Origin of the sequence: Vibrio gallaecicus (assembly GCF_024347495.1) — a bacterium.
In the GTDB taxonomy this organism is placed as follows: domain Bacteria; phylum Pseudomonadota; class Gammaproteobacteria; order Enterobacterales; family Vibrionaceae; genus Vibrio; species Vibrio gallaecicus.
Genome location: NZ_AP025491.1, coordinates 910425 through 930054, shown reverse-complemented (window position 1 = coordinate 930054; position 19630 = coordinate 910425). Strand labels below are relative to the sequence as shown.

General features: G+C 38.6%; 30 protein-coding genes. 29 read left to right on the top strand and 1 reads right to left on the bottom strand.

Annotation, left to right across the window (positions count from 1 at the left end; genetic code table 11):
• The first annotated feature begins 32 nt into the window (after positions 1–32).
• From OCU78_RS18730 to OCU78_RS18690, 9 genes are all read left to right on the top strand, one after another.
• Complete coding sequence (locus OCU78_RS18730; protein ID WP_137375798.1) at positions 33–680, top strand: HAD family hydrolase; 648 nt, start codon at positions 33–35, stop codon at positions 678–680.
• 139 nt (positions 681–819) lie between these two features.
• Positions 820–1242 (top strand): hypothetical protein, encoded by a 423-nt coding sequence (locus OCU78_RS18725; RefSeq protein ID WP_261856033.1) that lies wholly within the window; start codon positions 820–822, stop codon positions 1240–1242.
• Between the two features lie 148 nt (positions 1243–1390).
• Positions 1391–1843, top strand: coding sequence for a hypothetical protein (locus tag OCU78_RS18720; RefSeq protein ID WP_137375785.1), 453 nt, complete (start codon positions 1391–1393; stop codon positions 1841–1843).
• Between the two features lie 157 nt (positions 1844–2000).
• Entirely contained in the window at positions 2001–2414 is a 414-nt protein-coding gene (locus OCU78_RS18715; RefSeq protein WP_017037295.1) for a nucleotide triphosphate diphosphatase NUDT15, read from the top strand.
• Positions 2415–2545: 131 nt separating this feature from the next.
• Complete coding sequence (locus OCU78_RS18710; RefSeq protein WP_137375786.1) at positions 2546–2971, top strand: hypothetical protein; 426 nt, start codon at positions 2546–2548, stop codon at positions 2969–2971.
• A 174-nt stretch (positions 2972–3145) separates the two neighbouring features.
• Positions 3146–4066, top strand: a complete 921-nt coding sequence (locus OCU78_RS18705) for an IS5-like element ISVba2 family transposase (protein WP_261856032.1) — start codon at positions 3146–3148, stop codon at positions 4064–4066.
• Positions 4059–4241, top strand: a complete 183-nt coding sequence (locus tag OCU78_RS18700) for a hypothetical protein (protein WP_137375765.1) — start codon at positions 4059–4061, stop codon at positions 4239–4241. The genes OCU78_RS18705 and OCU78_RS18700 overlap by 8 nt, the downstream gene beginning before the upstream one ends.
• Positions 4234–4536: a hypothetical protein gene (locus OCU78_RS18695; RefSeq protein WP_137375766.1), complete on the top strand. Its 303-nt coding sequence runs from the start codon at positions 4234–4236 to the stop codon at positions 4534–4536. Before OCU78_RS18700 ends, OCU78_RS18695 begins: the two co-directional genes overlap by 8 nt.
• Positions 4537–4671: 135 nt before the next feature.
• Complete coding sequence (locus tag OCU78_RS18690) at positions 4672–5118, top strand: GNAT family N-acetyltransferase (protein WP_137375767.1); 447 nt, start codon at positions 4672–4674, stop codon at positions 5116–5118.
• 140 nt (positions 5119–5258) lie between these two features.
• On the opposite strand, the gene OCU78_RS23060 is transcribed toward OCU78_RS18690, so the two are convergent.
• Positions 5259–5732 (bottom strand): hypothetical protein, encoded by a 474-nt coding sequence (locus OCU78_RS23060; RefSeq protein ID WP_137375768.1) that lies wholly within the window; start codon positions 5730–5732, stop codon positions 5259–5261.
• Positions 5733–5993: 261 nt separating this feature from the next.
• Here OCU78_RS23060 and OCU78_RS18680 point away from each other — a divergent pair, with 261 nt between their 5' ends.
• The 20 genes from OCU78_RS18680 (at position 5994) to OCU78_RS18585 (ending at position 19279) form a co-directional block, all read left to right on the top strand.
• Positions 5994–6530: an isochorismatase family protein gene (locus OCU78_RS18680; protein WP_137375769.1), complete on the top strand. Its 537-nt coding sequence runs from the start codon at positions 5994–5996 to the stop codon at positions 6528–6530.
• 150 nt (positions 6531–6680) lie between these two features.
• Positions 6681–7052: a RidA family protein gene (locus OCU78_RS18675; protein ID WP_261856040.1), complete on the top strand. Its 372-nt coding sequence runs from the start codon at positions 6681–6683 to the stop codon at positions 7050–7052.
• Positions 7053–7210: 158 nt separating this feature from the next.
• Positions 7211–7561 (top strand): hypothetical protein, encoded by a 351-nt coding sequence (locus OCU78_RS18670; protein WP_064626779.1) that lies wholly within the window; start codon positions 7211–7213, stop codon positions 7559–7561.
• 172 nt (positions 7562–7733) lie between these two features.
• A complete protein-coding gene (locus OCU78_RS18665; protein ID WP_137375743.1) occupies positions 7734–8300 on the top strand; it encodes a hypothetical protein in 567 nt (188 codons plus the stop codon).
• Between the two features lie 230 nt (positions 8301–8530).
• Positions 8531–8995, top strand: a complete 465-nt coding sequence (locus OCU78_RS18660; RefSeq protein ID WP_137375744.1) for a hypothetical protein — start codon at positions 8531–8533, stop codon at positions 8993–8995.
• 115 nt (positions 8996–9110) lie between these two features.
• A complete protein-coding gene (locus tag OCU78_RS18655) occupies positions 9111–9605 on the top strand; it encodes a hypothetical protein (RefSeq protein WP_137375745.1) in 495 nt (164 codons plus the stop codon).
• A 347-nt stretch (positions 9606–9952) separates the two neighbouring features.
• Entirely contained in the window at positions 9953–10711 is a 759-nt protein-coding gene (locus OCU78_RS18650; RefSeq protein WP_137375746.1) for a restriction endonuclease, read from the top strand.
• A gap of 202 nt (positions 10712–10913) precedes the next feature.
• The gene (locus OCU78_RS23010) at positions 10914–11408 is read left to right on the top strand and encodes an outer membrane beta-barrel protein (RefSeq protein WP_137375747.1); all 495 of its coding nucleotides are present in this window, start codon (positions 10914–10916) and stop codon (positions 11406–11408) included.
• Between the two features lie 668 nt (positions 11409–12076).
• Entirely contained in the window at positions 12077–12568 is a 492-nt protein-coding gene (locus tag OCU78_RS18645) for a DUF4476 domain-containing protein (protein ID WP_261856031.1), read from the top strand.
• Positions 12569–12737: 169 nt separating this feature from the next.
• Positions 12738–12953, top strand: coding sequence for a DUF6434 domain-containing protein (locus OCU78_RS18640; RefSeq protein ID WP_137375801.1), 216 nt, complete (start codon positions 12738–12740; stop codon positions 12951–12953).
• 190 nt (positions 12954–13143) lie between these two features.
• On the top strand, positions 13144–13617 hold the full coding sequence (locus OCU78_RS18635; protein WP_137375805.1) for a DUF2199 domain-containing protein: 474 nt from the start codon (positions 13144–13146) through the stop codon (positions 13615–13617).
• A 166-nt stretch (positions 13618–13783) separates the two neighbouring features.
• A complete protein-coding gene (locus tag OCU78_RS18630; RefSeq protein WP_137375780.1) occupies positions 13784–14329 on the top strand; it encodes a hypothetical protein in 546 nt (181 codons plus the stop codon).
• Positions 14330–14564: 235 nt separating this feature from the next.
• Positions 14565–14927 carry a hypothetical protein gene (locus OCU78_RS18625; protein ID WP_137375779.1) on the top strand — a complete coding sequence of 121 codons (363 nt, stop codon included), beginning with the start codon at positions 14565–14567 and terminating at the stop codon, positions 14925–14927.
• Between the two features lie 188 nt (positions 14928–15115).
• Complete coding sequence (locus OCU78_RS18620; RefSeq protein WP_137375778.1) at positions 15116–15994, top strand: hypothetical protein; 879 nt, start codon at positions 15116–15118, stop codon at positions 15992–15994.
• Positions 15995–16111: 117 nt separating this feature from the next.
• The gene (locus OCU78_RS18615) at positions 16112–16597 is read left to right on the top strand and encodes a GNAT family N-acetyltransferase (RefSeq protein ID WP_261856043.1); all 486 of its coding nucleotides are present in this window, start codon (positions 16112–16114) and stop codon (positions 16595–16597) included.
• Between the two features lie 134 nt (positions 16598–16731).
• Positions 16732–17187, top strand: a complete 456-nt coding sequence (locus tag OCU78_RS18610) for a DUF6998 domain-containing protein (protein ID WP_137375748.1) — start codon at positions 16732–16734, stop codon at positions 17185–17187.
• Between the two features lie 151 nt (positions 17188–17338).
• Positions 17339–17923, top strand: coding sequence for an outer membrane beta-barrel protein (locus tag OCU78_RS18600; protein WP_137375749.1), 585 nt, complete (start codon positions 17339–17341; stop codon positions 17921–17923).
• A 153-nt stretch (positions 17924–18076) separates the two neighbouring features.
• Positions 18077–18508, top strand: coding sequence for an NUDIX hydrolase (locus tag OCU78_RS18595; RefSeq protein ID WP_137375750.1), 432 nt, complete (start codon positions 18077–18079; stop codon positions 18506–18508).
• Between the two features lie 145 nt (positions 18509–18653).
• The gene (locus OCU78_RS18590) at positions 18654–18941 is read left to right on the top strand and encodes a hypothetical protein (RefSeq protein WP_137375751.1); all 288 of its coding nucleotides are present in this window, start codon (positions 18654–18656) and stop codon (positions 18939–18941) included.
• Between the two features lie 77 nt (positions 18942–19018).
• Positions 19019–19279, top strand: a complete 261-nt coding sequence (locus tag OCU78_RS18585; protein ID WP_137375752.1) for a hypothetical protein — start codon at positions 19019–19021, stop codon at positions 19277–19279.
• The last annotated feature ends 351 nt before the right edge of the window (positions 19280–19630 follow it).

The window sequence follows — 19630 nt, the reverse complement described above, 5'->3', positions numbered from 1 at the left end:
ATGCGGCGTTATACGAACTCGCAAAATTTAACATGGAGAGTGAATTGAAAGATTATGAAGTTTATCTGTTCGATATGGACGGAACATTAGTAAACTCGGAGCCATTAAAAGGCAAAGCGTTAGCATCGGCGTGTTTGGATTATGGTGTTCACGTAGACCACAATATCTACAAAGATGTAATGGGTGAAAGTTGGCAGGTTGTAACGGGTTACTTCTTTAAAAATGCGAATATTGCACCTGATTTAACAGAGTTTAATCGCTACTTTCGAGCTCACTACGAACAGATGCTCAATGACGAGCTTGAGCTCAATATTGGAGCCAAGGCATATATAGAGCAGTTGAAACTAGCGGGTAAAAAGTGTGGAGTTGTGAGTTCAGCAGCAACATGGATGGTAGAGAATATTTTAACCTCGTTGCAGTTAGAAAACGCTTTCGACCTTGTTATCACGCAAGAGCACGTAACCAAGCATAAACCTGATCCAGAAGCTTATACTTTAGCTCTTGCTAAGTTAGCAGTTTCACCTGCTCAAACAATTGTGTTTGAAGATTCTACGGCGGGTATTTGTGCTGGTAAGTCTAGTGGTTGTGATGTTATCGCAGTTAAGCATGACTTTAATGGCAAAAATGATCTAAATGGTGCAATTAAAGCAATCAGCACATACGAAGAAATGTTCGTATAACAAAGCGTTTAAGACAGATTCGCAACGCTCGGTATTTTCGGTTTGCTTTGAATTTAGTGTTTACGGCACAGTGATTTAGGTTAGGTGGTCAGCGTTGCTCACTACTTAACGCGGCGTTAGGCTTGGGGTAGTCGTAAGTATGGGAAGAATTTTCAAGCTCGATGACATAGAGTTGATTTCATATGTTGAAGCAACAAGGGAGTTTTATAGAACGCAAAGTAGGATAATTGATGACTGTGAGTGTGAAGACTGTAAGTTTTATTACCATATTTTTTCTCGGAAAAACTTAGAGCTATATAGTTATCTTTCTAATCTTGGTGTTGATATAAGGAAAAACTTAGATAGCGAGCCAACGGGGGTTTGGTGCTGTAGAGATGAAAATGAGGATTTAATTTTTTGCGAGCACAATTATCAAGTTATTGGAGAGCTTCGCGCTAACACAGAAAATGAGTTTATATATATAAAGAATGAATTGGGGTATGTAGTTAAAGCTTACTTTGAACAGCTAGAACAGAGTATTATTTCAGTTCAATTGAGCATAAAGCAAATCGAAAATGCCTAACAAGCAATTTAAGCAGACTGCCAACGATTGGCATTTTCAGCTTATTTTAGCTTCAGTGATTTCGGTGGCATTTTGACTGTATCGGTAGCGTTGTCAGCTACTTAATTGGGCGTTATGCGTCTTTGGAGTTTACAGGTAGGGAGGTATTGTGTTTATAGAAAAGTATCAGTGGTTCTTTGCCGCTCTTTCAGGTTATTCAGCCACTTCATTATTGGTTCTTACTAACGTGAGTCCTGATAACTTTGGCTTTTGGCTAGTACTGGCAACAATTGCTTTCTCGATATGCTTACCTGTATATGCGACATTTTCGATGACGTATTGGATATTTCTAAAGTACAAAGTCCCCCAAAAGAATGTAGCTCTGCTAATTAATAGCCCTAAAAGTCAGCAGGCAACAGTTTACAGCATGTATTTAATTGTGTTTGGTTCTTTATTTTTAATTATCCACCTAAGTTATCTAGCTGGAGTTGCAGCCGTAATTGCATTGTACTTTAGTAAAAAGTTTCAGTCATATTGCTTACACAAAGTAGGCATCACAAATCAGTGGTTGGATACAGTAGAAAGAAACCCAGGTAACGCGCCCAATTTAGAACCTAACTAAAATACGCATAACAAGCAATTTAAGCAGACTGCCAACGCTTGGCATTTTCAGTTCGTTTTGGTTTCAGTGATTTAGGTGGTAGATTTGAGTTTATTGGTAGCGTTGTCAGCTACTTAATTGGGCGTTAGGCAACTTGGTGTTCATGAAGGAGTTTTGAGTGAATAAGGAAGTACGAGTCGGTGTGGCTGCGGTTATTTTACGAGACGGACGTGTATTACTTGGAGAGCGTATAGGCTCTCATGGAGCTCATACATGGGCAACTCCAGGAGGGCATCTGGAGTTGGGTGAAAGTATCGAAGAATGTGCAAAGCGTGAAACTTTTGAAGAGACAGGATTAGTTGTCAACTCATTCAAAAATCTAGGTTTTACTAATGATATTTTCGAAAAAGAGAATAAACATTATGTGACCTTATTTGTCGTAACGTCTTGCTCAATTGGTGAGCCTCAGATAACTGAGCCTGAAAAATGTAAGCAGTGGAAGTGGTTCAATTTAGATGAACTCCCTGAGCCTTTATTCCTCCCGTTGACTAACTTATTGAAAGACTCCGTAGACATTGGAGAATTTGCCTAACAAGCAATTTAAGCAGACTGTCAACGCTTGGCATTTTCAACTCGGTTTAGCTTCAGTGATTTAGGTGTTAAATTTGAGTGTATTGGAAGCGTTGTCAGCTACTTAATTGGGCGTTATATGTTGGGTAAAGTATGACTGTTAATATTAAAAGTATCGGTAAGTCAGTTGGTGATAAATACCTATGCCAGCTAGAATATCAAAGAAATTTGCTTACATGCTTGATTGATGTAAACGCAAGCTTGAGTGCAAATATACTGTCTGAAAATCTGCAAGTAGAGTTCGATTTCGAGGAAGTTCTAGACGCTAAAATTATAGCTGACTTACCTGATTCAAAAACTGGAATTAAGCAAGGGGACGGACTTTTCATTCATCAAGTTTTTGGTCATGTGCATAACGTGGTTCATATTTCGGAAGACTCCACGATATATGATGTTTATCTGATAAATGGTCCGGAATTCCTCTGTGTATCATCAGAAGATTGGGCGATTGAGCCAAAAGTTGGTGATGGTATTCATATAAAAACTAGCGGGTTATGTATCTATCCCTCCAACATATAACAAGGCGTTTAAGGCGGATTCACAACGCTTAGCGATTTCATTTCCAGTTGGGTTAAGTGTTTAAGGTACAATGGTTTAGGTTTGGTGGTTAGCGTGGCTTTGTTGCGTAATTCATTGGAACTAAACCTAAAACCTACGATCTGATCAGCTACATTCACTCCCTCTCGTAGCCCTATGCCTAAACCTCGTTACAAAACAACCAACTGGAAGCAATACAACCAATCACTCATTAACCGCGGTTCTTTGACCTTTTGGATTGATGAAGAAGCGATAAGTGGCTGGACGCAAAGCAAACAGAATAAGTGCGGGAGGCCTCGTCGGTTCAGTGATTTAGCTATCACGACAGCCCTCATGGTGAAACGAGTTTTTTCTATGCCATTAAGAGCGCTGCAAGGTTTTATCAACTCGATATTTAGGTTAGCCCATGTACCGTTAAGTTGTCCGCATTACACCTGCATCAGTCGTAGAGCCAAGCAAGTTGAGGTCTCACTTAAGACAAAAACGAGAGATACGATACAACATCTAGCTATTGATGCGACTGGCCTTAAGGTTTATGGCGAAGGTGAATGGAAAGTCAAAAAACACGGGACAGATGGCAAACGTAGAGTCTGGCGAAAACTTCATATTGCCGTGGATACAAACACTCATGAAATTATTGCAGCCGAGCTAAGTCTATCGACAGTTACAGATGGAGAAGTACTCCCGAATTTACTGAAACAAACTCGCCGAAGTATCCACGAGGTGTCTGGTGATGGCGCTTATGATACGAGAGCATGTCACGATGCAATTAAGATTAAGCGAGCCGTTGCGCTTATTCCTCCAAGAGAAGGGGCTGCCTTCTGGGAGCGGGGTCATCCCCGAAATCTCGCAGTAGGTTGCCAGAAGTTATATGGCTCAAATAAGTATTGGAAAGAGCGGTATGGTTACCACAAATGCTCCCTCTCAGAAACAGCGATGTATCGAGTTAAACAGTTACTTGGTGGTCGTTTAAGTTTAAGACATTACAATGCACAAGTGGGAGAAACTTACGCGATGATAAAAGCGTTGAACAAGCTCACTGGGTTAGGTATGCCTGAAACTTGCCGTATTGACTAAGAAACGCACGATACGGGGCTGCTCTGTCTCTAAACTGAATTACGCAACAAAGCCGATTGGCGGTGCTATTGTTGCTAATATGTTGATTCCAGGGTTTGGTGCAGCAGTTGCTGGCGGTGTTTTAGGTGCTTTGCTCGGTAGTGAATCTGCTAAAAAGGAGAATAGTGATGACTGATTCTCCTAATATGTTTGGACTGTACATTGGGTTAGGGCTTGGACTTATATTTCTATTATTCATGCTTATAAAGTACCGAAAAGCACCAGAATTTATGCAAGTGGCTATAATTATTTTGTCTGGCACTGGTGCTGTCATGGGAGTACACCTAGGCTATATGGCACTAACGGTTACTGATGACACTTTAGGCGGGTTCGCAGATCAGAGGGTTGCTATAGTACTTGGAGCTCTTGCTGTAACTTGGACAGCTGTTGAAACTACGTTCAATACATTTAAACAATCTACAGAAGCCTAACAAAGCATTTAAGAGTGATTCCCAACGCTTGGCATTTTTCGTTCCATCGTTGGGTTTTGTGTTTACGGTGGCATGGTTGAGTTTCGTGGTTGCGTTGCTCACACCTTAATGCGGCGTTATGTGCTTGGAGGGAAAATGCAATTTATCGAAGTCAAAAGTAGCCAAATTCCGCTAGATTTGCTGCTCGAAGCAGATCCTTCTGAAGCGAGTATTTCATCATATTTAGCTGAATCATGGTGCTTTGCTGCGCTAGATAATGAGCGTATTTTGGCGGCATGTATAGTGAAGCCAGAAACTCCAAACCTTGCTGAAATCTTCAATGTTTCTGTATATCCCGAGTTACAAGGTCAAGGAATTGGCTCTCAATTGCTCAAGTCAGTTCTGTCTCAGCTACCAAGTAAGGGAATCACTCGTGTTGAATTGGGTACAGGTACCTTTGGCTATCAACTGATTTATTATCAGCGCCTTGGTTTTCGCGTTGACTTGATCATCAAGGATCACTTCTTACTGAATTACCCAGAACCAATCTATGAAAATGGTATTCAACACAAAGACATGCTGAGATTGTACGCACAGATTTAGCACGCACATAACAAAGCGTTTAAGACGGATTCCCAACGCTCGGCGGCTTCAGTTCAAAGATATGCATCAGTATTTATGGCATAATGTCTTGAGTGCAGTGGTAGCGTTGCTCACCACTTAACGCGGCGTTATGCTTTTCTCTAAAATTGGTAGTTTAACGTAAAAATAAGAACGTCAGTCTGCAATGCTGTCTCAAAGCCAAAACCTTCATAATGCAGTGTTATTGTTGGTGAAAATAGAGGGGTAATTCCTAGCAATTGAACGGGGTTATCTTCTTTTTTATACCCAGTAATACCACCAATTCTTAGACCAACATCGATCCAGTCTTTCCAGTACCATTTCTTATGGTATGAGAACACATAAGAGCGGTCATAGAATGAGTTGTTCATTGTAGATATTTCGAACCCTCGATATCCAATTCCCCAGATGTCATTATTTTCATTTCTGTTTCTTGAGCCTAAATGAAATGTTCTCCCAGTATAGGTAAGCGTGATTTCTTTATCATCGTAATAAGAATTATCAATGAAGTCTTCATAAAAAGAGACGTCTTCAGCTTGCGAATATGTTGAAAAAAGTATTAATAGTAGTGGTGTAATAAATTTAAAAAAAGACATGAATCAATAGTTCTAAACTTAGTGAGGATAAGCTAGGGATTCTAATAGAAATTACGTGAAATAAATGTCATTCTGTAAAGTTAGTTTTCAATGTTTACGCGGGCTTCAAGCATAACAAGCAATTTAAGCAGACTGCCAACGCTTGGCATTTTTAACTCGTTTAGCTTTAGTGATTTAGGTGGAAGGTTTAAGTGTATTTGGTAGTGTTGTCAGCTACTTAATTGGGCGTTATAAGGCTTATTTAAACTTGGGAGGGTTGGTATGTTGAATAGAGAAAATACTGGACTTATCGTCGTTGATATTCAAGGTAAACTCGCTCGTTTAGTTTATGAAAGTGAAGCTTTAATTTCTAATTGTCAGAAAATCATTAAAGGCGCTCAGGCTCTAGAACTACCGATTATTACTCTCGAACAAAATCCAGATAAATTAGGCTCTACAGTCGAAGAACTCAATACAGTCCTTAATCACAAGCCTATAACTAAGTTTTCGTTTAACGGATGTGAATCTTCAGAAGTCTTGAGTTCAATTAAAAGCCAAAAAGTAGATACCTGGCTAATTTGCGGAATAGAAGCACATATTTGTGTTTATCAAACAGCAAAAGGTTTGCTCGAACTGGGTTACAAAGTGGAGCTTGTCAGTGATTGTGTCTCATCTCGAACTTATTTAAATAAACAGCTCGGCGTTAATCGTTTACAAAATATCGATGCAGATATTACAGGTTTGGAAATGTGTTTGTATGAACTTGTAAAGGACTGTCGAGAGCCAGTATTCAAGAAAATTTTGGGGTTAATTCGTTAGTAAAAAGTCTTATAACAAGCAATTTAAGCAGACTGTCAACGCTTGGCATTTTTAACTCGGTTTAGCTTCAGTGATTTAGGTGGTAAGTTTGAGTGTATTGGTAGCGTTGTCAGCTACTTAATTGGGCGTTATGTTCTAGGGAGAAATCAAGTGGTTGAAAGGGTTACTTATGAAAGCTTGCCTCAAATAGCAGGACCTTATGTCCATGCAACAAAACACAACAAAACGCTATATATATCAGGGCTTACAGCTTACGGCACAGATGCTCAACCCCTTAATCTGATAGAGCAGACTAAAGAGGTTCTCTATCAGATTACAGAAGTTCTTAGGTTAGAAAATCGTTTGAAAAGTGATTTGGTGAAACTCACAATCTTTGTTCGTGACATATCAATGTTGGCTAGTATCCGAGAGCTACTATTTAACTTTTATGAAGGTCATTTACCAGCCTGCTCTTTGGTTGAAGTTTCCAAATTTATTCATCCGGATTTACAAGTGGAAATTGAGGCTGTCGTAGCGCTGTAAGCACGAACATAACAAGCAATTTAAGCAGACTGTCAACGCTTGGCATTTTCAACTCGGCTTAGCTTCAGTGATTTAGGTGGTAAATTTGAGTGTATTAGTAGCGTTGTCAGCTACTTAATTGGGCGTTAGCACTCTCATCAGGTTAACAAGGGATTACCATGAATTTTCAAGAAATGTCAGAGCAGGAAATATTAGAGATAGCGAATCCTATCATGGACAACTTGATGGAAGCGTCCACAAATATTGACCATGAGCAGCACGTTCGTGATTTTAATAAGCGAATGTTAAAAATCGTTACTCGCGATTATCTCAATGAGATCTGCATAAAATATCAAGCCGAAAAAGGTTTCTTTGCAGAAAGAGAGCTAGTAGCAGTATTCAGGCGACCAGATTCAGCTGCAATTGTTTGGAGGCAATATTACACTAAAGCGCCGGGTGAACATGTAGCTGAAATGGTTTTAGTTTACGAAGACGGTCGCTATTTAGTAGACCATGCGATGGTGTTCTAAAAGAGTGCTAACAAACAATTAAACAATTAAACAATTTAAGAGCGATTCCCAACGCATGGCATTTTTCATTCCATCGTTGGGTTTTGTGTTTAGGGTGATATGGTTAAGGTTCGTGGTAGCGTTGCTCACGCCTTAATTGGGCGTTAGCATTTACAGTAGTTGGAGATTGAAGTTGAGTATTGAATTTAATAGTTTTTTGTCTGCTTTAATTGGCGGTGGTGCTACTTTAAGCGGTGTTTGGATAGCGAATTGGTTTCAAGAAAAACCTCGAAATAAGCAGCAGGTTGAATATGTTCAAGGGGTTTTAAATGGTTTGCATGCCGAGCTGGAATCTTTGTGGTTGAAATATGACGAACGAATGGGAAATGAAATTGAACAACTTACGGAAGGAACCCCTTTGATTATCTATTGGCCCATAACTCAAGACTATTTTACTTTTTATTCAGCCAATGCGAGTGCTTTAGGACATCTGCCAGACAAGGAGCTTCGACATAGTATTGTAAATGTTTACGGCGAGCTAAAAAGTCTTGTAGATAGTTACCGTATGAACAACGTACTAGTTGAAAAGTTCGATATTGCATATTCTCCTTATCAGTCAGAACCAAGTGGCGTGAATGAACAAGCTCTTGTTACCACTCGAAAGTCGCTTACAGACTACGCAAAATCACTTAAATCATCACATGAATCATGCAAGAATCAAATAAAGCCATTATTAATAGCGTTGCGAAAAAAATGCTAACAAGGCGTTTAAGGCAGATTCCCAACGCTTGGCGTTTTGCATTCTAAGTTGGGTTAAGTGTTTACGGTGTAAAGTTTAGGTTAGGTGGTTTAGCGCTGCTCACTACTTAACGCGGCGTTATGTGGTGCTTGAGAACTGTGCCACTTCTCGCAATGTACTCGTTTGTGCATATAAAGCTAATTGGTAAGGTAATAGTCTATGCATAGACTTACTAATTAAGGATATATGCCATGTATTTCTGGAACATTGAAGCGCTCAAGCGCCAGATAGTTTCAAATCGCTTAAATGAAGCTGATAGGTTTGTATACGCTTTCATCAACATTATGTTTGGTGTCATTACATTTGAATTATTCCATGTGCCGATGCCGGAGAATCCTTCGATATATGATCGACTAGCGTCACTTTTAAATATCTTAACAGTCGCGGTTGGCACTTATTTGGCATACAAAGCAAACGGTGCGGTTAAAGGTGAAGATTTCTTAGGACGTTTTTTTAGTTTGAGCTTCGTCGTGACTGTACGATTTAGTGTATTGTTAATTCCAGTTCTTATCGTTTTATCTTTTTTTGACTCCTTGTTGTCAGGCAACGGCGAAGGCTTTACAAGCATTCTACTAGAAGTACTAGTATTCGCTCTTTGGACTATCTTATTGTATGGAAACATTATTAAGCACATTGGCGAAGTTCGCACCACATAACAAAGCATTTAAGAGTGATTCGCAACGCTTGGCGTTTTCGCTTCGCTCAAGTATAGCCAAGCGCCGCTCACACCTTAATGCGGCGTTAGCTATTATTCGAGGTTAAGGTTGATTTATGAGCAATAATGAAGTTTCATTTTTAGGACGAACTGTTGATAACCGAGATATGATGGAATGGATTGCATCAGTTGATGCATGGGACTATTGCGATGGCTCTTTACTTGCTAAACTTGTTTTAAAAGCTGATATTCCTCCTGCTTATAAACCCTTAATAGCTTCCATTATAGATGGAAGTAGAAAACAAAAAGTAAAAGCTGCCGCACATTTAAAAATCCCAGCCAATGAAAGAATGTATATTGCAGAAACAATATCAATGAATTTAGGTTTAATTAGAGAATTCAAAACTGCTAAATTATTCGGAGGCGAGACTCTGCTTGAACACCAAGCAGATAAAGAGGGTATCGAACCGATAGATGTTAAAAGATGGCTTGAAAATCAAGCTATGGAGATCAAGGAAGATGCAGCAGATCAGCTAGGCGTAAGTATATTCGCTATAGACAAATTGCTAAAAGATTTTAAATATAAATTAGCAAACTTTCCGGACGTATAGAGCAAATGGCTTTGCACTACATGAGTTGATTTAGAGTACTCCTTATTCATTGATATATTTGCTTCATCTACTAAGTAAGAGGTGAAAAAATGAAATTTAATGAATTAGCTCGTCATATTTCAATGATTGTGAAAATTTTAAAGTTAGTGATCACTTTCGGTAAAATATTAGATTGTATCGGTGACTTCATTTGCAATAAAAATAGCTAACAAACAATTTAACCTGACTTACAACGCGTGGCAGTTTTACTCCTAATCTATTTCAGTGATTAAGGCGCAATGCAGAGCCTTTGTATTGCGTTGCTGCGCAAGTTAATTGGGCGTTAGCTTTCAATCGGAGATTTCAATATGTGGCAATTTGTAGGTGAGATTGAATATGAGTGTAGTAAATGCTCTGAGAAAGATTCAATCTCTATAGAAGACTTTAATTGTGAATGTATTGGCGGTGATGAGCGGTCGATGGGAGCTGAAGAAATATACGAACTCTCGTATCCATTTGAATGTAATGAATGCTCAAATGATATTGAATTAACGTTTGAAGTTTCAGAATATCCTATCGGGCTTATAAATTTCACTATCGATAAATGTAGCGGTGCTAGAGCACTTAATGAACCAGATGTAGAGTATGTTCGTGAAATATATTCTGCAAGAGACTTATTCGATCTTTATGAATCAATACCTGAATTGGTATTGGCTTTAAAGTCTGAGCCAGAATTGTTGTCTGAATTAGATCCTCGACAATTTGAGGAAGTCACTGCCGAAATATTTAGGGCTAAGGGTTTTGAAGTTGAATTAACGAAAAGAACGAGAGATGGTGGTAAAGATGTTATCGCATTACATAAAGATAAACTCGGCTTTAAAACAAAATACCTAATTGAGTGTAAGCATTATGCTGAAAATAATAAAGTAGGTGTTGATGTCATTAGATCTTTATATGGCGTCAAAAACTCAAGAAGTGGTGGTAATGTAGCTATCGTAGTTACAACTTCAATGTTCACCTCCGGCGCTCGTGATTTTGTTGAAAATGAAGCAACAACAAATTTAGATTTATCACTCGCAGATAAAAATCAGCTTTTAGAATGGCTTGATGACTATCAAGAAAGCTAACAAAGCATTTAAGAGTGATTCGCAACGCTTGCCATTTTCGCTTCGCTCAAAGTATAGGCAAGCGCTGCTCACACCTTAATGCGGCGTTAGGTTTAAATTTTAATAAAAGAACAAGGAGTTCAAATGACAATAAAAGTAGTTCCTCAAGCAGTACTACTGGGATTGCTGATATCTTCATCGAGATCTATCATGGGTTTTAGGTATTGGCTATGGCTTTGGTGGAGATGAGCTATTTCAAGGTATTTACAGCTCAGGGGAAAGTGATGAAATCAATGCTAACGAAGGACTTTCTTTTTTTGGTGGAATAGACTACCAATTCTCAAATCAGTTTTCTACCCGCGGTACTGTAGGATACAAATCAGAATCAATAGAGGCATCGAACGGAGAGGTTACGTTCAGCAAAATACCATTTGAATTATCTTTCTTTAGAAACTTTGAAAGTCATAAGCTAGGAGCTGGAGTTACTTATCATACTAATGTCGAACTAGAATGTTCCGTTGCTGGTCTCTGTAACTCAACGGCAGATTTTAAAGATGCTGCTGGCTTGATAGTTCAATATGAGTATGCCTTTGCTCCTTTGGCTATAGGTCGATTTGGAATTGGTGCTAAATATACCTATATAAACTATGAGGTAGCTTCTAACAGCGCAGAGTTTGATGGGAGTGGCTTCGACGTTCACCTTGCTTACATGTTTTGATTTTCATGGATTAACCTAACAAGCAATTTAAGCAGACTGCCAACGCTTGGCATTTTCAACTTGGTTTAGCTTCAGTGATTCCGGTGGTAAATTTGAGTGTATTGGTAGCGTTGTCAGCTACTTAATTGGGCGTTATAAGCTATATGGTGGGGTCCATAAATGGAATCATTCTAGTGGCAGATAGAAACTAAGTTAGGTTTTCAGCCGTTAGTGGCGTTGTATAGGTGTTTTTTTCAAGACTAAAGGCTATAAAAAACGTACTACACATTCAATTTACTTAAGTCGAAGTGATGGTTGGCTCTACTACCGCGCTGGAGACGTTACAGGATGGGCGATAAAGCCAGGTACTGTATTGCGTCTAATCAGTTTAAGGGAGAGTAATCATCATAATTACTTTACTGGATACCTTGCTGAATTGCATACACTAGGCAATGACAAGTATATGTTTCAGTGTGACTTGTCACCAGTTGAGTTTGAACGAATGGAAAGTTTCTTAACTAAACCGTTGTAACGCGTATAACAAGGCGTTTAAGACAGATTCCCAACGCTCGGCATTCTCAGTTTAGGCTGAGTATTGTGTTTATGGTGCAATGGTTTAGGTAAAGTGGTCGCGTTGCTCACTACTTAACGCGGCGTTATGAAAATCGAATAAATGGAGGAATTCGAAATTGTTTAAACTTATCATATCAGCAATATTTTATTTTATTTACTCATTAAGCGTTCAGGCGATGGAGCCTGAAGAATTACTGAAAAATGTAGAAATTTTTAGTTTTGACTCAACAAAAAACAAGTTTGTTTCAGAAAATGTAAATACTCTAAACCGAGACCTGACTTTTAACGAGTTAATAAAACTCGTAAAGAATTTCGAGTTTGATTCTTCAAAAGTTAAAGTAGTTAAAGTATTACGAGGTCATCACGAAGAATATTCTGATTCAGAATTATTAGAGTTGATGGAAGTTTTATCTTTTGATTCAAGTAAAGTTAAAATACTAAATATTCTTGATGCAGATGCAGATGTGGATACATATGTGGAAGAGTTTTCGGGAAAAACTAACTCTAAGAGCTCTTTAACTTTAAATGCATCGAATAGTGAAAATAGTACTACTTTCACTATTCGATGTAATGGATTCGACTGTGAAACTGGATATGTAGAAAAGTAGCTTCACTGCCACAGCAAAGATTTACATAACAATGCGTTTAAGACAGATTCCCAACGCTCGGCATTTTTATTTTAAGTTGAGTTTAGTGATTACGGTACAATGGTTTAGATTAGGTGGCTGCGTTGCTCACTACTTAACGCGGCGTTATACAAAGGGAGTAATCTAAACCATGGAAAAGGTTGATTGGCACAAGATTGATATACTCGATACCACTGTTATTACAGACACTTATAAAACGACTCAAAATGTTCGTAGATATTTCAAATCCAAATTTGGCGATGATTTCAAATTCGACCGAGGTTTTATGCAATGGATGCAAGGAGCTATTGGCCTCACAATGATTGAGGCCTGCAAAGAATGGTCGAGTCGCCAGAAATTAAAGTAAGATAGTATTCAAAGGCAAGGCACTAAGTTCTGCGAGTGTTGCTAGGCTTTGTATAACAAGCAATTTAAGCAGACTGTCAACGCTTGGCATTTTCAACTCGGCTTAGCTTCAGTGATTTAGGTGAAAAATTTGAGTGTCTTGGTAGCGTTGTCAGCTACTTAATTGGGCGTTAGCTTAAAAGGAGTTACAAATGAAATGTGGGTGCTGTGGAAAAGAAATCGGCGACTTTGTTTTTGATAAGTCATATCAAATGCCTGATGAAATTTGGGAACTCAGTGATGAAGTACGAGATGAACGAGCACAAACACATTCAGATTTATGTCGTTTGGATTCAAGATACTTTATTCGAGGAGTTTTGTATTTGCCTGTCCATGCAGTTAAAAAATGTTTTGGTTGGGGAATTTGGGTTGAAGTTTCGCAAGGTGATTTTTTCAATTATTTTGAAAAATTCGACTTCGATAATAGCAATGAATCACCCTTTTCGGGGGCAGTAGCTAATAGTTTACCAAACTACCCAGAAACAAGAGGTATGAAAGTTCAGGTTAGACTAGGTGATGGCACTCAAAGACCGACATTCCAGGTAATGGAAAAGGGACATTTGCTAACGAAAGAGCAAGAGAATGGAATATCGCTTGAAAGGGTTCATGTATTTAACGGTGGGTGAGTAAGCTAACAAACAATTCAAGAGTGATTCCCCACGCTTGGCATTTTTGGTTTGGGTTTAGTTTAGTGTTTACGGCGTCCAAGTTGAGTGTTGTAGTTGCGTGGCTCACACCTTAATTGGGCGTTATGGTAATTAAATCAAAAAATCTAGATGTGTAATAGCCAATATGACAGATATCGTTCAAACAGCCTCTGAGGTGGAAATATACAGGGACCTAATAAAGATAGGTATACCTGCACTAGTCGGTTTAGCCGGTGGCTTGCTCGGGGGCTACTTACCATATCGAATTCAAAAAGCAAAGTTAGACGCTGAAAGTGTGCAAAAAGATAAAAAATATCATCGAGAACAACTAACTGAATTAATTGATAATTTATCAGTTTTTAGTGGTGACTTGTCATCATACATTTCAATACTTATAAGTATGCCTCGTGAGCCTGATGAACAGTATAATAATTTGGTTAAAGAAATGGCGATAAGAATGTATTCCTCTGAATCTAAGTTCATTAAAGCTCGAATTTTAGCGGGGTTTCTTGGGGGAAGCTCTGTAGTTGAGAAAATGAATGCCTTTAACCTTCAATCATCTAACACACTTAAAGTGCTACTAATAAACTCGCCTTCTGGTCGCGAGAAGTGGGGTGATTCACTTAAAGAACTGAAAAATAGTGAACTTGAACTGATGGACGCCATACATGAAGTAATGAGTAGTAATTAACATAACAAGCAATTTAAGCAGACTGTCAACGTTTGGCATTTTCAACTCGGTTTGGCTTCAGTGATTTAGGTGGTAAATTTGAGTGTATTGGTAGCGTTGTCAGCTACTTAATTGGGCGTTATGTACTTTTCTGTGATTTGTAAAAATTCACCCGAAATGTGTTTTAAATCAAGAACGAAAATGTAGTTCCAATAGTAAATTAAACTTTGTGTTTATTGAGTTAATGGTAGGTTTTATGCTGAAGCGCATTGAAGATGTTCTTGATTTAAATGGGCTAATCTATAGCTCTTCAGGTAATAGTTTTTCAATAAAATTAGGTGGCTTTGCATCTAAAGTTATAATCACCCATGAGCCTCTTGTTAACAAGTACATGCTTTCAAGCAGTGAAGGCTGGTTAATGGTCTCTACTTTTCTACTGTTACTATCAGTCATTCTCCTATTGGTGTCGGTAAAAAATATAATGGGTACTGTTGCCGTTGTGTTATTGACGGCAAGTTGTATTCTGAATTTATTTATTGCAGTTATTACACAGGTGAAGTTACTCGACCTCAAAACTCAGTTACGGGAACAAGGTATTTACCTTTCACCACGTACATAACAAGCAATTTAAGCAGACTGTCAACGCTCGGCATTTTCAACTCGGTTTAGCTTCAATGATTTTGGTTGTAAATTTGAGTGTATTGGTAGCGTTGTCAGCTACTTAATTGGGCGTTATAGCGCAGAGCTATCAGAACTACCTTTCGACATGTGGTATGATAAATTCTCTAGAGGAATAGTATTAAAGCAATGAACAGTAGAGCATTTATCTTCGTTACCGCTATCTTAATTCCGCTAGTTTTATTTTTGATTTCACCAGTTTATTCATCTCTGTTTAGTAGTGAAAAATCTCTGAGTTATGCCTTGATGCATACGAAAGACCTCACAGAGGATTATAAAGAAGGTGATTCATGGTCAAAACTAAGCACTAGTTTTGATGGGATAGAGCTGAAGTCAGCCTACCTATCTAGAATATTGATTGTTAACTCTGGAAATAAGCCAATCTCTAGAAATGATTTTGATTCAGATGTGATAATCAAAATGGGACAGGAAATCGATATCTTAGGCGTCAGAGTTGAAGGAAGTTCTCCTTTCAACCTTGATATTGATCATTACTTTAAAGAAGACGAAGTTAACTTTAAAGGGTTACTTTTAAATCCAAACGACCAGTTTATATTTGAAGTGTTATCTAAAGAACGTCCTGAGATAATATCTGTTCAATCAAGAATTGCAGGAATTGATAAACCACGTCAAGTAGACTATCAGAAATCTGATGGTTTATATTTAAAGCGTATGAAACATGAGTCCGTTGCTGTATCTCAAGAAACTACCCTTATAAAACTTAACACATACCTAATTAGTGTTGTTTCTTTAATATTTATCTTTTCCTCACTAATAAGCATCCGCTCATTTGAAAACAAAAGAGGTATAATATACGCTTCCTTGTATATCCCATATATTTTATCCCTATTAGTATCTATAGTGATGGTGGATTCATTACTAAAAGACTTGGGCTTAGAGACAACATTATTGAGATCGGGAGTCCTGATCTTAGTTTTATCTATGTTGGTTTTTGCTAGTGACTTCATTGTAAAGAAGAAAGGCTTGAAGACCTTAGTGAGTGAGTAGCGCTATAACAAAGCGTTTAAGAGCGATTCCTCAACACTTGCCGGTTTCGCTTCGCTCACAGTATGGCAAGTATTTCGTCACGCCTTAACGCGGCGTTATGTTCTCGGGAGGAATTTCATGATTAGGGAAATTACAAAATTTGACTTTGAGTCATTCTGGTCAACGTTTTCTATGGTGATTCAAGCCCAAGAAACTTATGCATTTGACCCAAATATGACCTTGGAAGATGCTTATTCCTTGTGGTGTGAAATGCCATTAAAAGCTTATGTGTTTGTTGAAAATGACGTTGTTCTCGGTACTTATTACATTAAGCCAAATGCTATGGGTCCAAGTAGTCATATTTGTAACTGTGGCTATATGGTATCAAGTGAAGCTAGAGGCAAAGGTATTGCTCGTCTTATGTGTGAGGACTCACAAAAGAAAGCAGTTGAATTTGGCTTTGATGCTATGCAATTTAATAGTGTGGTGTCGACTAATAAAGTAGCGGTTATGCTTTGGGAAAAGCTCGGTTTCTCTATTATTGGCACAATACCTAAGGCATACAATCATGGTCAGCTAGGATTGGTTGATAGCTACATCATGTACAAATGGCTACGAACATAACAAGCAATTTAAGCAGACTGCCAACGCTTGGCATTTCCAGTTCGGATTGGTTTCAGTGATTTCGGTGGTAGGTTTAAGTATATTGGTAGCGTTGTCAGCTACTTAATTGGGCGTTATACCCTTTGGGAGAAAGCATGGCGAAACAAGAGCTAATTGAGGCTGCTCTAAAAGATATCTTCTCGGGGATAGAGCTCCTGAGAAAAGCTCAACCGAAGAAAGAGTTTACTATTGATGGTCGTTTGGTTGGGGATATTGGTGAAACGATTGTTGAAAGAGATTATCATCTTTGGCTGTATTCTTGCATGGAAAAAGATTATGACGGTGAAACACCGTGCGGGCGAAAAGTGCAGATAAAAGCAACATTTAAAGACTCGTTAACCTTTAAGAAGGTTTCTGATTACTACATTGGTATCAAAATTTCTCAGGATGGTTCCTATACAGAAATATTTAATGGTCCTGGATCATATATCGCTAAAGAGTACTCTCATCGAAAGGGATTTGGTGAAAAGCTCTTATCGTTTCCAAATAAGCGTCTAAAAGAACTGTCGTCAGAAGTTCCTCTAGGTGAACGAATTCAAAAACGGGTATAACAAACTGTTTAAGAGTGATTCGCAACGCGTGGCATTTTTACTATGCGTTGCGTTTAGTGTTTAAAGTGGTATGCGGTGGCTTCGGTATTGCGTTGCTCACACCTTAACAGGGCGTTAGGTTTAAATTTTAATAAAAGAACAAGGAGTTCAAATGACAATAAAAGTAGTTCCTCAAGTTGTACTACTGGGGTTGCTGATATCTTCATCGGCTTATTCTAAAGATCTATCAGGAGTTTTAGGTATTGGCTATGGCTTTGGTGGAGATGAGCTATTTCAAGGTATTTACAGCTCAGGGGAAAGTGATGAAATCAATGCTAACGAAGGACTTTCTTTTTTTGGCGGAATAGACTACCAATTCTCAAATCAGTTTTCTACCCGCGGTACTGTAGGATACAAATCAGAATCAATAGAGGCATCGAACGGAGAGGTTACGTTCAGCAAAATACCATTTGAGCTATCTTTCTTTAGAAACTTTGAAAGTCATAAGCTAGGAGCAGGAGTTACTTATCATACTAATGTCGAACTAGAGTGTTCCGTTGCTGGTCTCTGTAACTCAACGGCAGATTTTAAAGATGCTGCTGGCTTGATAGTTCAATATGAGTATGCCTTTGCTCCTTTGGCTATAGGTCGATTTGGAATTGGTGCTAAATATACCTATATAAACTATGAGGTAGCTTCTAACAGCGCAGAGTTTGATGGGAGTGGCTTTGACGTTCACCTTGCTTATATGTTTTGATTTTCATGGATTAACCTAACAAGCAATTTAAGCAGACTGCCAACGCTTGGCATTTTCAGCTCGGTTTAGCTTCAGTGATTTAGGTGGTAAATTTGAGTGCATTGGTAGCGTTGTCAGCTACTGAATTAGGCGTTATATGCACGGGATAGTTCAATGGAAGAAAGAATCCGAAAGAGGGAAGTCAAAGTCTGCCCTGTAGTGCTTAGAAAATCAGGAAACAATCTCGAGTTACTACTGTTTGAACACCCATTAGCTGATGTTCAGTTGGTTAAAGGCACACTAGAATTGTCGGATATTTCTATTGAAAGTGCCGCCTTGAGAGAACTGGAAGAAGAATCTGGGTTATCTAGCGTATCGAGAACTCACTATCTCGGCTGTTGGGAAAGCGGTTTTCAAAATCATTTGTGGCATTTTGTACTTTGTGAAATAGCCCCCAAACTATCGAATAACTGGAGTTTCTTTACTCAAGATGACGGTGGACATGAGTTCAATTTCTTCTGGCATAAAATTGGAAGTAAGGTCGATTTTAAGTGTCATAGAGTATTCTCTGACGGCATTAAGCAAGTCGAAATTATGTGCATATAACAAGCAATTTAAGCAGACTGCCAACGCTTGGCATTTTCAGCTCGATTTAGCTTCAGTGATTTCGGTGGTAAATTTGAGTGTATTGGTAGCGTTGTCAGCTACTTAATTGGGCGTTATATCTTGGAGGTCTTAGTGGAGTAAAAAAGTGGTCATTAATGATATCTTCGAAGAGATAGATGAACGCCTTATCACACAGGGCGTGCCCATTAAGCTCCGTTATATGGAAGCCGTTGGAGAGGTCAGTGCATACTTTGGAAATGTTCCAATTCCGTTGTCACCGAAATCACTTCTTCCCAATAACGAAATGGGTAATCAACTTTGTGTATGGTTGCACGACTGGTATGATGCTAAGTACGGTAAACTTCGGTCTTTCAATTCTGATTTGGCTTCTTCTATCAAAAAATCAGAGGAGACTTGTGGCATTATCGTGTGACAAACTTTGTTGGTACATGTAACTTTTTCATCGATAAAAATTTGACAGTTTGTGGTGCTCATAACGAGACAAATATAATGCGTATGTCATCTAATATGACGCAAGCTTATGTGAATTCTTTAACCGACGCTGAATTGAGTTCGTTAATGGCATCATTTAGCAGTGCTCTCGAATCATTCGAAATTCTATCTGGTTGGCGAATCGCAAAAATACCATTCTGCCAAGCTATAGAAGCAGACCTTAAGACAATAACCGTGCAGTTACAGACCAATACAATGAATTATGGGCAAGCTCGATGGGCGTATTCACAATGTGCGGAGAAGATACTTAAGGCTTAGCTTTTAAAGGCTGGTATCTCTGAAAAACGTCTAAAAGACAAATATGGTCACAGCATCCACAAACTAGTCAATGCGTTTAACAAACATTATAACGAGCAGCTTAGCTCTGATAAGTTTGATGCCATTACTTGTTCTCCAAGCGCTCGTTACGATGGGGATGATTTTTCATCTGAAGATATCATTGAAACGCAAAATTGGTTGTTCGAGACAATTAAAACGATAGGTTTTTCTCCAAAATTAGCAACGATATAACAAACAATTTAAGAGTGATTCCCCACGCTTGGCATTTTTGGTTTGGGTCTAATTCAGTGTTTACGGCGTCCAATTTGAGTGTGGTGGCAGCGTTGCTCA

Bases quoted from the DNA above. Each gene is read 5' to 3' on its own strand.
- OCU78_RS18660 (WP_137375744.1), top strand. From the start codon at position 8,531: ATGTATTTCTGGAACATTGAAGCGCTCAAGCGCCAGATAGTTTCAAAT.
- OCU78_RS18585 (WP_137375752.1), top strand. From the start codon at position 19,019: ATGCGTATGTCATCTAATATGACGCAAGCTTATGTGAATTCTTTAACC.
- OCU78_RS18650 (WP_137375746.1), top strand. From the start codon at position 9,953: ATGTGGCAATTTGTAGGTGAGATTGAATATGAGTGTAGTAAATGCTCT.
- OCU78_RS18680 (WP_137375769.1), top strand. From the start codon at position 5,994: ATGTTGAATAGAGAAAATACTGGACTTATCGTCGTTGATATTCAAGGT.
- OCU78_RS18595 (WP_137375750.1), top strand. From the start codon at position 18,077: ATGGAAGAAAGAATCCGAAAGAGGGAAGTCAAAGTCTGCCCTGTAGTG.
- OCU78_RS18625 (WP_137375779.1), top strand. From the start codon at position 14,565: ATGCTGAAGCGCATTGAAGATGTTCTTGATTTAAATGGGCTAATCTAT.
- OCU78_RS18635 (WP_137375805.1), top strand. From the start codon at position 13,144: ATGAAATGTGGGTGCTGTGGAAAAGAAATCGGCGACTTTGTTTTTGAT.
- OCU78_RS18620 (WP_137375778.1), top strand. From the start codon at position 15,116: ATGAACAGTAGAGCATTTATCTTCGTTACCGCTATCTTAATTCCGCTA.
- OCU78_RS18670 (WP_064626779.1), top strand. From the start codon at position 7,211: ATGAATTTTCAAGAAATGTCAGAGCAGGAAATATTAGAGATAGCGAAT.
- OCU78_RS18725 (WP_261856033.1), top strand. From the start codon at position 820: ATGGGAAGAATTTTCAAGCTCGATGACATAGAGTTGATTTCATATGTT.
- OCU78_RS18615 (WP_261856043.1), top strand. From the start codon at position 16,112: ATGATTAGGGAAATTACAAAATTTGACTTTGAGTCATTCTGGTCAACG.
- OCU78_RS18640 (WP_137375801.1), top strand. From the start codon at position 12,738: ATGGAAAAGGTTGATTGGCACAAGATTGATATACTCGATACCACTGTT.
- OCU78_RS18655 (WP_137375745.1), top strand. From the start codon at position 9,111: ATGAGCAATAATGAAGTTTCATTTTTAGGACGAACTGTTGATAACCGA.
- OCU78_RS18630 (WP_137375780.1), top strand. From the start codon at position 13,784: ATGACAGATATCGTTCAAACAGCCTCTGAGGTGGAAATATACAGGGAC.
- OCU78_RS18730 (WP_137375798.1), top strand. From the start codon at position 33: ATGGAGAGTGAATTGAAAGATTATGAAGTTTATCTGTTCGATATGGAC.
- OCU78_RS18690 (WP_137375767.1), top strand. From the start codon at position 4,672: ATGCAATTTATCGAAGTCAAAAGTAGCCAAATTCCGCTAGATTTGCTG.
- OCU78_RS18695 (WP_137375766.1), top strand. From the start codon at position 4,234: ATGACTGATTCTCCTAATATGTTTGGACTGTACATTGGGTTAGGGCTT.
- OCU78_RS23060 (WP_137375768.1), bottom strand. From the start codon at position 5,732: ATGTCTTTTTTTAAATTTATTACACCACTACTATTAATACTTTTTTCA.
- OCU78_RS18600 (WP_137375749.1), top strand. From the start codon at position 17,339: ATGACAATAAAAGTAGTTCCTCAAGTTGTACTACTGGGGTTGCTGATA.
- OCU78_RS18610 (WP_137375748.1), top strand. From the start codon at position 16,732: ATGGCGAAACAAGAGCTAATTGAGGCTGCTCTAAAAGATATCTTCTCG.
- OCU78_RS18710 (WP_137375786.1), top strand. From the start codon at position 2,546: ATGACTGTTAATATTAAAAGTATCGGTAAGTCAGTTGGTGATAAATAC.
- OCU78_RS18705 (WP_261856032.1), top strand. From the start codon at position 3,146: ATGCCTAAACCTCGTTACAAAACAACCAACTGGAAGCAATACAACCAA.